12 protein-coding genes are annotated in these 12,929 nt (G+C 67.9%); 10 read left to right on the top strand and 2 right to left on the bottom strand.

Annotation, left to right across the window (positions count from 1 at the left end; genetic code table 11):
* Positions 1 to 80 precede the first annotated feature (80 nt).
* From K0O64_RS28510 to eccA, 10 genes are all read left to right on the top strand, one after another.
* Positions 81 to 380: a PE domain-containing protein gene (locus K0O64_RS28510; RefSeq protein WP_071950226.1), complete on the top strand. Its 300-nt coding sequence runs from the start codon at positions 81 to 83 to the stop codon at positions 378 to 380.
* A gap of 4 nt (positions 381 to 384) precedes the next feature.
* Complete coding sequence (locus K0O64_RS28505; protein ID WP_071948549.1) at positions 385 to 1,611, top strand: PPE domain-containing protein; 1,227 nt, start codon at positions 385 to 387, stop codon at positions 1,609 to 1,611.
* A gap of 139 nt (positions 1,612 to 1,750) precedes the next feature.
* A complete protein-coding gene (locus K0O64_RS28500) occupies positions 1,751 to 2,056 on the top strand; it encodes a WXG100 family type VII secretion target (protein ID WP_071948551.1) in 306 nt (101 codons plus the stop codon).
* A 30-nt stretch (positions 2,057 to 2,086) separates the two neighbouring features.
* On the top strand, positions 2,087 to 2,371 hold the full coding sequence (locus K0O64_RS28495; protein WP_071948553.1) for a WXG100 family type VII secretion target: 285 nt from the start codon (positions 2,087 to 2,089) through the stop codon (positions 2,369 to 2,371).
* Positions 2,372 to 2,436: 65 nt separating this feature from the next.
* On the top strand, positions 2,437 to 3,270 hold the full coding sequence (locus K0O64_RS28490; protein ID WP_071948555.1) for an ESX secretion-associated protein EspG: 834 nt from the start codon (positions 2,437 to 2,439) through the stop codon (positions 3,268 to 3,270).
* Positions 3,271 to 4,302: a MinD/ParA family ATP-binding protein gene (locus tag K0O64_RS28485; RefSeq protein ID WP_321189717.1), complete on the top strand. Its 1,032-nt coding sequence runs from the start codon at positions 3,271 to 3,273 to the stop codon at positions 4,300 to 4,302.
* On the top strand, positions 4,302 to 5,783 hold the full coding sequence (gene eccD / locus K0O64_RS28480; RefSeq protein WP_096312551.1) for a type VII secretion integral membrane protein EccD: 1,482 nt from the start codon (positions 4,302 to 4,304) through the stop codon (positions 5,781 to 5,783). Before K0O64_RS28485 ends, eccD begins: the two co-directional genes overlap by 1 nt.
* The gene (mycP, locus tag K0O64_RS28475; protein WP_071948558.1) at positions 5,780 to 7,423 is read left to right on the top strand and encodes a type VII secretion-associated serine protease mycosin; all 1,644 of its coding nucleotides are present in this window, start codon (positions 5,780 to 5,782) and stop codon (positions 7,421 to 7,423) included. Before eccD ends, mycP begins: the two co-directional genes overlap by 4 nt.
* Positions 7,420 to 8,955, top strand: coding sequence for a type VII secretion protein EccE (eccE, locus tag K0O64_RS28470; protein ID WP_071948560.1), 1,536 nt, complete (start codon positions 7,420 to 7,422; stop codon positions 8,953 to 8,955). Before mycP ends, eccE begins: the two co-directional genes overlap by 4 nt.
* 2 nt (positions 8,956 to 8,957) lie before the next feature.
* Positions 8,958 to 10,805 carry a type VII secretion AAA-ATPase EccA gene (gene eccA / locus K0O64_RS28465; RefSeq protein ID WP_071948562.1) on the top strand — a complete coding sequence of 616 codons (1,848 nt, stop codon included), beginning with the start codon at positions 8,958 to 8,960 and terminating at the stop codon, positions 10,803 to 10,805.
* Here eccA and K0O64_RS28460 read toward each other — a convergent pair.
* Together K0O64_RS28460 and K0O64_RS28455 are read right to left on the bottom strand one after the other, a co-directional pair.
* Positions 10,750 to 11,547: a serine/threonine-protein kinase gene (locus tag K0O64_RS28460; protein WP_164520159.1), complete on the bottom strand. Its 798-nt coding sequence runs from the start codon at positions 11,545 to 11,547 to the stop codon at positions 10,750 to 10,752. The genes eccA and K0O64_RS28460 overlap by 56 nt on opposite strands.
* Positions 11,534 to 12,583: a MinD/ParA family ATP-binding protein gene (locus K0O64_RS28455; RefSeq protein WP_096312549.1), complete on the bottom strand. Its 1,050-nt coding sequence runs from the start codon at positions 12,581 to 12,583 to the stop codon at positions 11,534 to 11,536. Before K0O64_RS28455 ends, K0O64_RS28460 begins: the two co-directional genes overlap by 14 nt.
* Positions 12,584 to 12,929 lie beyond the last annotated feature (346 nt).

The following is a 12,929-nucleotide window of genomic DNA, read 5'->3' as shown; positions in this document are numbered from 1 at the left end:
TAAGTAGCCTTAGGTCGCCAGCACACTCTAGTATGAGGCAAGATCGCAGGTACGCCTGTGATTACCGGGAGGAGAGCAACATGGTTTTGAATGTAAATGCGGCGACAGTCTCGACATCTGCAACAACCGAGACGAGCCTCAGCGCAGAAATGGGCGCCGCCACCTCGGCTGCCGCCGAGGCGCTGATGGGTGTCCTGCCGATGGGCGCGGACCTGGACTCTGCCCAGTTCGCTGCGGCCCTGAATGCCGCAGGCGCCTCATACGTCACTACCGCAACGGAGCACCTGGCGAATCGCGGCATGTTCGCGGGTGCCCAGGAGCTTGCGGCGGCGACCTACACGGCCACCGACATCCTCAACAACACGGCGCTGGCCCTCTAGATCGATGCCGGATCCGTCATGGCCGACGTTCACGCCTGAGATGAACTACCTCCGGCTCGTCGGGCCGGGGGCGGGCGGCACGGCGACGACGATGGCCAGCGGCGCGGCTTGGCAGGCGCTGATGGGCAGCAACGAGCTGGCCTTCTCGATGTCCCAGCTGAACACCGCGGTCACCGCGCTGAACTTCGAGGGCGTTGGCGGCCTCAGTTCGATGACCGCCGTAACGGGACTGAACACCGCGCTGCAGCTCCTGGCCGGCTGGGTGCAGGAGAAGCCGCCGATTGCCGCCAGCGCGGTATCGGCGTACGAGACCGCGGTGTCGACGATGATTCCGGCGGAAGTCTCGATCGCCAATCGCACCGAGCAGGCCGCTGACGTGGGAATCAACCCCGCCGTCTTCTTTACGCTCACGCCGGCGATCGTTGCGCTGGACACCGAGTACTACGGCGAGCACTGGCCGCACAATGCGGGTGCGGGGGCTGCGTACGGGGCCGCACTGGCCGCCCTGGTCGCCGCGCTGGCCATTCCGCCCCCGCTCGCACCGCTGGGCGCCTCGCCTGCGGCCCCGGCAGCTGCTGCGGCGGCGGTCGCCCAGGCCGCCGGAACCAGCAGCATGCAGGCAGCGACGCAGGGCACCGGCCAGGTAACCCAGATGGCCGGCCAGACCGCTGCGGCTCCGGCCGCCGCCGGCAGCGAGATGAGTTCGATGATGCAGCCGATGCAGGCGGCGATGGGCGCGATGCAGCCGCTGATGGGCATGTTCCAGGCTCCGATGCAGGCCTTCCAGGGTCTGTCGAGCCTGCCGCAGTCGATGATGGGCCAGCTCAGCGGCTTGATGAGCGGGATGAAGGGCGCCGACGCGGCAATGCCGGCGGCGGACTTGGTCAAGGCCGGCGCACCTGTGGGCGGAGCCGGTGGCATCGGCGGCGGAGGGGCCGGCGGCGGTATGGGTGGCGGAGCCGGCGGCGGGGTGCCCGGTGCGGGCCTCACCAGCTATACCCGGCCCACGAGCAGCTTTGCTCCGGAGAGCTCGGGCCGGCCGACGTCGCTGAAGACCGGCCTGCTCAGCGCCGCCGAAGTCAAGGGGCCGACCACGTCGCCGATGGGTGGCGGCGCTATGCCGATGTCGCCAGCGCATGCCGGCATGCTCGGCCAGGGCAAGGGAGAGAACAGCAAAGACGATGTCGCTCGTGCACAGGTCGTCGTCGGCCATGATCCGCAGCGAAATTAGCGGATCAGCTAATAACCGGGTTTTAGGGGGTGCGTCCGTCAACGTTTGCCAGAGGGTGAAGTGACAGCTGGTCCACCCCGACCGATACTCGACAACACATCCAACTACCTCCATCACAATCAGCAAAAGGGAGAAGTACATGACACTCGTCGTCACACCGGAGGTGCTGCGTAGCACCCAACAGGCCATCGAGTCCGCGCTCGAGCACGCCACGGCCATCGCCAACGGCTACCTCAGCAGCCACGAAGGGCTGGGTTCCGCGGTCTGGGGCGGCCAGGCGCAGCTGGCGTCGGTGAACACCGCGGCACAGATCAACCACGACCTGCAGCAGGTGATCACCGGTGGCACGCGGCTGGCGCACGGCCTGAGCCAGGCGGCTTCGATGATGGAGCAGCACGAGGCCGACGCCGCTCACAGCCTCACCAGCTTCGCCGCCAACTCCTGATCCCCAGACCACCTACCAAAGGACTTCACCATGGACAACATCACGTACAACCACGGCGGCGTCGCTGATTTCGCGTCCGATGTCGGCCAGCGCTCAGCTCAGCTCATGGAGATCCACGATGATATCCTGCAGCGCACCAACGCAATCGCCGACTTCTTCCAGGGCGCTGCGGCCGGCTCGTTCCACGAGGCCCAGATGCAAATGCTGCAGGGTCTGCAGGGTCTCATCGAGACGATGAACCAGCACGGCACCACGATCAGCAGCGTGAACGACAGCGCCCACGCGACCGACCTCCAGATGGGCAACCTCTTCTAACCGATCGATCTCAGTCGGTGGGGGCGCACGGTCGGTGCGCCCCTGCTGTCTGTCTTGGGGGAACCATGTTGACGACGACAGTGGACGGCCTGTGGGTCCTACAGGTGCTGTCCGGTATCGAAGTGGTGGCACCAGAACTCGGCCTTCGACCGCATCTACCCAGCGTCGAGACCGCGGATATGGCGCTGGCTCATCCCATCGCCGACGAGCTGCGCGCGGCGGGTGTCATCACCGACGCCGGCGGCGTCGACGAGGCGGTGCTGGAGTGGCTGACCGTGCTGTCCCGCCGGGATGTCGCCCTCCTGATTTATGCGCAAACCCCCACCCAGGACACCGCGCCGGAACGAATCCTGCTGGCGCGCTTCGCCCAGTGGTGGGTTGCCCTGGAACGCAACGGGATCATGGTCCGGCTCTCCGGTGTCGGCACCGCGAGTTCGGAAGAGTCCGCCGGCATGCTGATCAGTTCGCAGATCGAGCGGCTTTGCGGGTCGATGAAGGCCGCGTCATTGCGGCCGGTCACCCTCGACGTCGCCGAACTGCTTGCCTCTGTTCGTGATCGAGCGAGTTTGCGGGCATTCTTGTTGAACCAGAGAATCGATGGCGACCAAATCGGCGTGCTGACCATGGCTGCCGACACCGACCAGTCGGCAGCGGCCTCGGTGGTGGCCCTTCAGTCCGGTGTTTCCGGTGGACCCGCACGCACACATATCGACCAGGGGGCGGTGACCATCATGGACACCCCGCAGGGCAGGCTGGTGTCCGAACAGGTCACGCGCGGTGGAAAATCGTGGATGATCATTTCGCCTGGGTCAGCCGCCAACATCGCATCCGCGGTGTTGAAGATGGTTCGCCGACTGCCCGCCGAAGACGAGTGGTACTCGCACAGAAAGGTTGTCTAGGTGACCAATCCCTGGAACGAACCACCGCGCTCCGCCGACCCTCGTGACGCCGGCGGCCGTGAAAGCTTCGGTGCACACCACCGCGGACACGCCGACTCCGTGTCGGGCACCCTGCGTATCTCAGACATGGTCGCGCCACGCAAGATCCCGCCTGGTTCGGGATGGCGCAAGTTCATCTACACCATCTCGGGTAAGACCATCAACCTCGGTGAGTCACCGGGTGAGCGGCACTATCGCGAACTGCGCGAACGGATCCGCAGGCACATCCGCAAGCAGTACGTCATCGGCTTCGTCTCCGGTAAGGGCGGTGTCGGCAAGACGACGATGACCGCCAGTGTCGGCGCGGTCTTCCGGGAATGCCGTCCGGAGAACGTCGTCGCCATCGACGCCGCACCCGGGTTTGGGACGCTGGCGGGCCGTATCGATGAGGCGCCGCCGGGGGATTACTCCGCCGTCCTCAACGACACCGACGTCCAGGGCTACGCCGACATCCGAGAGCACTTGGGGCAGAACCAAATCGGACTCGACGTGCTGGCGGGCAACCGCGCCTCCGACCAGCCCCGCCCGCTGGTGCCTGCGATGTTCAGTGGTGTGCTGTCGCGGCTGCGTCGCACCCACAACGTGATCCTGGTGGACACCGCCGACGATCTCGAGCACCCCGTGATGAAAGCGGTCTTCGATGCGTGCGACACCCTGGTGTTCGTGTCGGGCCTGACCGCCGACACCTCGCTGCCGGTGACCCGGTCCATCGATCTGCTGCGCTCGCTCGGCTACCACGAGCTGGTGTCGCGCAGCATGGTGATCCTCAACGACAGCCGCAACAACTACGACTCCGATGCGCGCAAGTATCTGACGGAGCGGTTCAGCCAGTCGGGCGCGACCGTCGAATTCATGCCCTACGACCCGCATCTGGCCAAGGGCGGCATCATCGACGCCCAGCACGAGCTGCAGAAGAAGACGCGGCTGCGACTGTTCGAGATCACTGCAGCACTGGCCGACAAGTACATCCCGGACGCCGATAGGCCGCGTTGATGGCGAAGGTCTCGTTTCCGGCTCGCTGCGCCGTCGCGGTGATCTGCGGCGAACACCTTGTCTCCCAGGTCTATCCGGCGTCGGTGCCGGTCGAAGTCTTCATCGACAATGTCGTCGAGCTGCTCAACGAAGAGCTCAAGCGCCGCGGTGTCCCCGGCCTCGACCCGGGTATCGGCTATGAACTGAACCGCGCCAACGGCACTCGGCTGGACGTCACCAAGACGCTCGACGAACTCGGCGTCGAGGACGGGTCCACCCTGGTTCTGGTACCGGCGCAGGAGGGTGAATCCTTCGAGCCGCAATACGAATCGTTGTCCACCGGACTGGCCCGGGTCGGCAAGAGACTGTTCGCTCCGGTGACCGCGGAGACGGCCGCGCACACCGCGATGGCGGTGCTGGCGATGGTGGTGCTGTCCGTGTTGGGGCTGGGAGTGCACACCCGATTGCACACCGATTCGGTGATCCCGGCCATCGTGACCGGCGCGACCGGTCTGCTTCTCGCGGTCGGCGCCGGCTCAGTGTGGCGGTGGTGGCCGCAGCGCGCAGATCTGCTCAGCGGCTTCGCCTGGCTGGCTGTTCCGTTGCTGGCGTTCGGCTTTGCCGCCGCGGCGCCGGGCGGTGTCGGGGCCGCGCACGTGTTCATCGCCGCCCTGGCCGCTGCGGTGCTCACCGTCGGCGTGGTCACGATGACCGGGCGTCACCTCACGGTCGCGGCGACGGTGGTGACCCTGTGCGGGATCGGCGCACTGGTGGGCGTCGCCCGCATGTGGAACCCGATCCCGGCTCAGTGGCTGGGCATGTGCGCGCTGATCGGCCTGCTGCTCCTTCTGACGCTGGCGCCGACGTTCGCGCTGTGGACGGCGCGAATTCGTCCGCCGCACTTCGGTTCCATCACCGGGCGCGACCTGTTCCGCCGAAGCGACGGACTGCCGGTCGACACCGTCTCGCCGGTCGACGACGAGGCCGAGGACGAGCCCAACCCGGACACCACGCCGACGGGCGCGATCATCACGGAGGCCGCGAGGCGAGCCAACAGGGTGCTCACCGGCATCTGTGTGGCCGCCGCGATCACCCTGCCCGCGGCGGTGTGGGCGACCCTGATGCCGGGCCAGGGCAAGAGCATCGCCGCGGCCGTGCTGGCCGGACTATTCGTGCTGATCTTCATCAGCCGCGGCCGGGCGTTCGCCGACAAGCGACAGGCCGTCGCACTGGTGTTGGGCGCCGCCGCCGCGCTGTGCGTCGGGGTCATCCGCTACGTCCTGCACGAGCCGGCCGACTCCGGAGCGGCACTGCTGTGGGGTGCCCTGGCGGTGGCGATCTTTGCCGGCGCCGGTTTGGCTGCGGCACTGCTGGTTCCGGTCACCCGGTTCACTCCGTTGGTGCGCATGGTGGCCGAATGGCTGGAGCTGGCCGCGATCGTGGCCGCGTTCCCATTGGCCGCGTGGATCGGCGGCCTGTTCACCTGGGTCAGAATGCGATGATCGGACAGCGGTTTGCCGCGACGGCGATGGTCATCCTGCTGACCGGACTCATCGCCAACATCCCTGCAGCGCAGGCAATCCCGCCGCCCAGCGTGGACCCGTCGATGGTTCCGCCGGACGGGCCGCCGCACCCGGACCAGCCGATGCGGCAGAGCAACATCTGTGCCCGCACCATCACGGTGGCCGAGCCGAATGTCGCGCTCCCGGCGCCGAACCTGGCGATGCTCAACGTCGTCAAGGCGTGGCAGTACTCGACGGGCAACGGCGTACCGGTGGCGGTGATCGACACCGGGGTCAACCCCAGCCCGCGGCTTCCGGTGGTGCCCGGCGGCGACTACATCATGGGCGGCGACGGCCTGATGGACTGCGATGCGCACGGCACCATCGTCGCCTCGTTGATCGGCGCCACCCTGCAGGGCGGCCCGCCGCCGGCCCCGATGCCGCCGGCTCCGGCCTTTCCGCCGCCCGCCGGTCCGCCTCCGGTAGTGGCCGCACCGCCCCCACCGGGGGCGCCGCCCGCACCACCGGCGCCGCCGCCCCCACCCGTCCCGGTGACGGTGACCGAGACCAAACCCGCGCCACCCCCGCCGCCGCCACCGCCCCCGCCGCCGGACCAGCCGTCGGCCGGGCCCGGCGACCCGGACCCCAACGGTCCGGAAGATCCCGAGGTCCCGCCGCCCCCACCGGGAGCGCCGGACGGGGTTGCCGGGGTGGCTCCGCACGCGGTGGTGATCTCGATCCGCCAGTCGTCGCGGGCCTACGAGCCGGAGAACCCGGGCCCGGGTGACAACGAGGCCCGCAAGAAGGCGGGCACCGTCGCCACGCTCGCCAGCGCGATCGTGCACGCCGCGAACATGGGCGCCAAGGTGATCAACATCAGCGTGACGGCATGCGTCTCGGCCGCCGACCCGCTGGATCAGCGCGCACTGGGTGCCGCGGTCTGGTACGCCGCGACGATCAAGGACGCGGTGATCGTCGCGGCTGCCGGCAACGAGGGTGAGGACGGCTGCGCGCAGAACCCGTCGTTCGACCCGCTGGACACGTCAGACCCTCGCGACTGGCATCAGGTGAAGACGGTGTCATCGCCGTCCTGGTTCTCCGATTACGTGCTGTCGGTTGGTGCGGTCGACAACACCGGCGCACCGATCACCAAGAGCCTGGCCGGCCCGTGGGTCGCCGCCGCGGCGCCCGGCGTCGGCGTCATGGGTCTCTCGCCGCAGACCGGTGGACCGGTCAACGCCTACCCGCCGGTGCGGCCCGGGGAGCGGAACATGCCGTTCTGGGGGACCAGTTTCTCGGCAGCGTACGTCTCCGGTGTCGCGGCGCTGGTGCGGGCCAAGTACCCGAACCTGACCGCGAACCAGATCATCCACCGCATCCTGCAGACAGCGCACAATCCACCCCGCGGGGTGGACAACCAGGTCGGTTACGGTGTCGTCGATCCTGTTGCGGCACTGACGTTCAACGTGCCGCCCGGTGACCGCCTGGCCCCCGGCTCGATGACCCGGGTGATGGCGCCGCCGCCACCGCCGGTCCCGCCCGATCATCGGGCGCGCAACGTGGCGCTGATCTTCGCCGGAGCGGTCGTCGGCGCGGTGTTGTTGGCGAGCATCATCGCTCGGGCCAGGCGGGCGCGATGAAACGTCACACCATCCAGCTCGCGGTGATACTGGCCGTGTTGGCGCTGGGCCTGATCGGGTGGATCGTATATGGCCTGATCGGTGCGGGTGTGGGCCTCGTCCTGGGGCTGATCTTGTTCGCAATTCCATGGCGGCGCCAGCCGCTGTGGTCGTGGGCCGGACTCTATCTGCGTCGCAACCGCCCGATACCGCTGAGCGAGCCGGTGACGGTGGCCAACGACCGCTCCGGTGGTGGTGTGCGTTACCAGGACGGTGTGGCGATCGTCGCCGTCCAGTTGATCGGAAAGGCGCACACTCCAACAATTTTCACCGGCTCCGCTGCGGCCGAGACACGCAATACGCTCGACGTGAGTGAGCTGTTGCCTGCGATGCACCAGAGTCTGGGCCTGACCATCGAGTCGCTGTCGGTGGTGACCGCGGGCTCGCGGCGCCGCAGCACCGGCGACTATCCGCGGGTCTACGACACCCTGATCGGCACACCGCCCTACGCCGGCGCACGCGAGACGTGGCTGGTGATCCGGCTACGGGCACTGGAGAACGCCGACGCTCTGCGGCGCCGCGCGACCGTCGGAACCGCGGCCTTGGCTGCCGCCCAGCGGATTGCGGCAAGCCTGCGCTGCACCGGAATTCGCGCCAAGGTCGCCACCGCGACCGACATGGTGGAGTTGGAACGCCGCCTGGGCCGCACCGCGCTCGAGTCGCACAACCAGCGGTGGAAGACCGCGCGAAGCGACGCCGGCTGGCTGACCACCTACGCCTATCAGCCGCGTGACATCAATGCCGAAACGCTGTCGCAGGCTTGGGCGTTGCGCGCGGACGGGATCATCCAGAACGTCACGCTGTTCCCGGACGGGACGGCGACCGCGACCATCACGGTCCGCAGTGCGCAGCCGCCGACGGCCCCGCCGAGCGTCATGCTCAAGACCCTGCCCGGTGAGCAGGCCAGCGCGGTCGCCGCGAATCTCTGCGGACCGCGACCTGAGCTACACGGCCTTTCCCGCGGCCGGGCCCCCGCCTCGCTTGTCGTGCCGATCGGGCCGTCCGGGGTGCTGTTGGGCAAGGTGAACGCCGGTGACCGGCTGTTGCTGCCGCTGGGCGATCCCGGTGAGTTCAGCCGCATCCATATCGCGGCCGAGGACCCCATCGCCAAACGCATCATCATCCGCACGGCAGGTGCGGGTGATCGGATCACCGTGCACACCCGCGACCTGCAGCGCTGGGAGAGCGTGCGGATGCCGCACATCGCCGTGTCGGATCAGCCGCGGCCTGCCTCGGGAACCACGGTCAGCGTGGTGGACGGCACCGTCTCGCCGGCGCCGCGGCCCAATACGGTGATCTCGGTGGGTCGCCCGGGCCAGGCGCAGCGCGGAACGGCCGACGTGGTGATCACGCAGATCGGTCCTGCTACCGTCGAAGTGAACGCCGCCGGAGCTGTGTACATGGTGGAGGTAGAACTGTTCCGTGCCGAGAACCGTTACGTGTCAACCGAACCGACCAGCCTGCGCTCGGAAGAGCTGGAACTGGCGGAGTAGTCATGACCAGTAGTACCGACACCGCAGCGGCCCGGCGCCAGTTCGACCAGGCGATGGCCGCGCTGGAGTCCGACCCCGCCACCGCGCTGCGGCATTTCCGGGATGCCACCGGGATCGACCCGTCGATGGCCGACGCCTGGTTGGGTCGCATCTCGGCGGGTGACGACGCCCTGGACACCCTGCAGCAGCTGTACGCCTACGGCTCGCGGCTGCACCGCGAGTCCAACCGACTCGGTGTCCGGTTGGCCGCGCCGATCAAGGCTGGTCCGTACCTGTCGATCACCGTCACCGAGTCGTCGCACGCCGGCCTGGCGCTGGCGAGCGCGCTGGTCGATGACAAGCAGTTCGAGAAAGCCGAAGCGGTACTGGATGATTCGGCGCTGCTGGACACGTGGGAGAACCACCAGTGGCAGCAGTACGTGCGGGCGTATCTCATGTTCGCCACCCAGCGCTGGCCGGACGTGATCGCCGAGGCGGCGCGGGTGCTGCCACCGCAGGCGATCATCATGTCGGCGGTGACGGCCGCCACGAACGCGCTGGCCGCGCATGCCGCCGCCCATCTGGGTCAGGGCCGGGTGGCGCTGGACTGGGCCGACCGGGTAGATCTGCGCTCCGAGCGCGGCACCGAGGCACGCAGGCACAGCCTGCTCGACACCGCCGTCACCGCCATCGACCCGCTTGAATTCCCGTTGATCGCAGCTGATCTGGCGTACGTGCGGGGGATGGCGCACCGCCAGCTCGGCGAAGAGGACAAGGCACAGATCTGGCTGTCGAAGGCCACGATCAACGGCGTGCTGATCGAACCGGCCAAACAGGCGCTGGCCGACCAGCGGCTGCAACTGGTCGTCACCGACGAGGACACGATCAACAGCCGCACCAACAAGTGGGACGTCAGCACCGAGCAGTCCGAGAACGAGCGGGCCGAGGAGGAGAACGCCGAACGGCGCGCCGAGCTGTTGGCCGAAGGCCGTGCGCTGCTGAACAATCAGGTCGGCCTCGCCGACGTCAAACGAGCTGTCGCCGAACTCGAAGACCAGATCGAGGTGCGCGAGCTCCGCCTGGCCCACGGCCTGCCGGTGACGAACCAGACCAATCACATGCTCCTGGTGGGCCCGCCCGGTACCGGTAAGACGACGACCGCGGAGGCGCTGGGCAAGATCTACGCCGGATTGGGGATCGTCCGGCATCCGGAGATCATCGAGGTCAAACGTGCCGACTTCTGCGGTGAGCACATCGGGTCGTCAGGGCCGAAAACCAATGAGCTGATTAGTCGTTCGCTCGGTCGGATCCTCTTTATGGACGAGTTTTATTCCCTGGTGGAGCGCCATCACGACGGCCGGCCGGACATGATCGGCATGGAGGCGGTGAACCAGCTGCTCGTTGCGCTGGAGGTGCACCGGTTCGACTTCTGCTTCATCGGCGCGGGTTATGAGAAGGAAGTCGACGAATTCCTCACGGTGAACCCGGGTTTGGCGGGACGGTTCAACCGCAAGCTGAGGTTCGAGTCCTACAGTCCCGACGAGTTGGTGGAGATCGCCGTGCGTTACGGCGGGCCGCGCGCCACGGTGATCGAACCCGCCGCGCAGGATGCGCTGAACGCGGCGTGCCGCAAGCTGCGTGCCTACCTCGCGCCGGACGGCACCCACGGTATCGACGTAATGCAGAACGGCCGGTTCGCCCGCAACGTCGTCGAACGCGCCGAGCGACTGCGTGACTCGCGGGTCGCCGCGCAGAACCGCACCAGCCGCGGCTCGGTGACGGTCGAGGACCTCGAGACGCTACGGACGCAGGACCTCATTGCCGCGGTGGCGGATGCGTGCGCGGAAAAGCATGTGCCGGTTGAACTTTGACGTGTAGCGCGGCCGTGGCGGCACGCGCCAGCTCGCCCGCGCTCGGGTAGCGCCCGCCGGGGTCCTTGCGCAGGGCCGTGGCTACGACGTCGTCCATCGCCGAAGGCAACCACGGCGCGAACTGGGTGGGCCGCGGAGGTTCGTGATGCAGGTGAGCCTGCACCACCTCGTCCTTGGAGCCGGCGTCGAAGAACGGTGGCTTGCCGGTCAGCAGCCGAAACAGCGAGCAGCCCAATGAATACACGTCGGCCCGTGCGTCAACCGGCCCGCCGCGCAACATCTCCGGCGACGCGAAGGCGGCCGACGTCAGCACCATGCCATCGCCCTGGAACGGACTCGTGCAGAAGTCGGTCAGCACTGCACGGCCGTCCTCGGCCAGCAGAAAGTTCGACGGCTTGACGTCACCGTGGACGATATCTCGGTCGTGCGCGAAGTCGAGTGCTGCGGCAACATCGGCGATGATCTGCACCGCCCGTTCCGGTGACATCCGGCCGGCCCGCAGCTCGCTGTCGGCATCCCCACCGGGGAGGTATTGCATTGCCAGCCAGTGCTTTCCGTCCGACAGCTGCCCGGTCTCGTAAACCTGCGCAATATGCGGGTGGCGCATCGGGGCGGGGCATTCGGCAGTGAGTACCTTGAGCGCGACCGGCACTCCTTCGTGGCGGGCCAGGTACACCGTGCCTGTGCTGCCGGTGCCGAGCACCGACTCGATGACGTATCCGTCGATGCTAACGGGGTCCACGGGCCGGGACGGTCGCCAAGAACTGCGAAATGACCGCTGCCACTTCGACGAATGCGCGGCGGGTCGGCAGCGACATCTCGCCCGTGTTGTTGATGACACCGCCCGGCCGCAGACCCGGATCGAACGGTACCTCCACCACCGCCTGCCGGCGGGAGCGGAACTGGTCGGCCAGCACGCCTCGGGTCTTCTTGTCGGAATGGCCGTCGGAGTCGTTGAGCACGATCACCGAGCGCTGCATCAATCCGGTCTTGCCATGGGCCGCAAGCCATTCCATCGTCTGCGCGGCCGCCGACGCCCCATCGGGCCACGGCGAGGACACCACGATCAACGCGTCCATGTCCCGCATGGCCTCCTGGGTGACCGGGGCGTCCATCGTCGAACCGCAGTCGACGATCGAGATCGTGAAGTGCCGGTCCAAGCGCATGGTGGCTTCGCGGTAGATCGCCGGATCAAGAATCCCGCGCCGGCTGCCGTTCTCGCCGGCCAGCACGAACAATCCTGAGGAGTTGCTGCCCATTCTGGTGAGGACCTCGGCGAAGGACTGGAGGTTCTTGTTCTTGGCCAGCTCCCAGTAGGAGCCGTCGGCGCGCGGATCGATCCGGCTGCCCAACCGGCCGAACGCGGTATCGGCGTCCACCGCCACGACGCGGTCTCCGCGGCGCAACTCGGCCAGCACGCACCCGACGCTGGCCGACACCGTCGTCTTGCCGACACCGCCCTTGCCCAGCACACCGATCTTGTAGTGCCCGCGCAGCGGGGCGGCCACCATGGCCTCCATCGCCGCCTGCCGCTTGTCTTCCCGCGACGGGCCGGGGTTCACCAGCCCGAACGTCGCGGCGTGCACGCCGCGACGCCACCCCCGCGTCGGCTTGGGTTTCGGGGCACGCGCAGGAGCGGGAGCCGGCAGCGGGGGATACGGCGTCTGCGGCATCGGCGGCGTCGGGACCTCGATGCGGGGCAGCCGCTCGGTGGGCGGGCCGCCGTACCCCGCCGGGGGCGGGCCCTGCCGGTATCGGTAGTCGTCGCGGTCGGTCATCGTGTTCAGTATCGCTGGTCGTCCCGAGATCGACGTTTTGCCGGTCCTCACCCGGGCTTTTCCTGCGATTTGGCGGTTTGGGCGAGGGAAAGCTAAGAATCCGACCAGAGTTTGCGCAAAGTCTCGGCTCGGGCTGCGCAGCGCCTCCCGGTGGCAATGACGAGTACCGATGTGAGCTGTGCCCCATCCCATGGGCCGGCAACCTACGCCCTCAGCAAACAACTGCCGAGGCGGTTAACGGAGCAGCCCGCCCGTGCCCCGGTGTCCAAACCGGGGATCAGCTCCCCAAAGCGTCCCTCGGACAACGGATTCCGCAGGCTGAGGCACCCATAGACGGCGGCTTCAG

This window comes from Mycolicibacterium pallens, assembly GCF_019456675.1.
GTDB classification, from domain to species: Bacteria; Actinomycetota; Actinomycetes; order Mycobacteriales; family Mycobacteriaceae; genus Mycobacterium; species Mycobacterium crocinum.
Note: the sequence above shows the minus strand (reverse complement) of the source record. Positions and strands in the feature narration are given on the sequence as shown.

Excerpts from the sequence above, each read along its gene's own strand:
- K0O64_RS28510 (WP_071950226.1), top strand. The coding sequence starts at position 81 with ATGGTTTTGAATGTAAATGCGGCGACAGTCTCGACATCTGCAACAACC.
- K0O64_RS28505 (WP_071948549.1), top strand. The coding sequence starts at position 385 with ATGCCGGATCCGTCATGGCCGACGTTCACGCCTGAGATGAACTACCTC.
- K0O64_RS28500 (WP_071948551.1), top strand. The coding sequence starts at position 1,751 with ATGACACTCGTCGTCACACCGGAGGTGCTGCGTAGCACCCAACAGGCC.
- K0O64_RS28495 (WP_071948553.1), top strand. The coding sequence starts at position 2,087 with ATGGACAACATCACGTACAACCACGGCGGCGTCGCTGATTTCGCGTCC.
- K0O64_RS28490 (WP_071948555.1), top strand. The coding sequence starts at position 2,437 with ATGTTGACGACGACAGTGGACGGCCTGTGGGTCCTACAGGTGCTGTCC.
- eccD (WP_096312551.1), top strand. The coding sequence starts at position 4,302 with ATGGCGAAGGTCTCGTTTCCGGCTCGCTGCGCCGTCGCGGTGATCTGC.
- mycP (WP_071948558.1), top strand. The coding sequence starts at position 5,780 with ATGATCGGACAGCGGTTTGCCGCGACGGCGATGGTCATCCTGCTGACC.
- eccE (WP_071948560.1), top strand. The coding sequence starts at position 7,420 with ATGAAACGTCACACCATCCAGCTCGCGGTGATACTGGCCGTGTTGGCG.
- eccA (WP_071948562.1), top strand. The coding sequence starts at position 8,958 with ATGACCAGTAGTACCGACACCGCAGCGGCCCGGCGCCAGTTCGACCAG.
- K0O64_RS28455 (WP_096312549.1), bottom strand. The coding sequence starts at position 12,583 with ATGACCGACCGCGACGACTACCGATACCGGCAGGGCCCGCCCCCGGCG.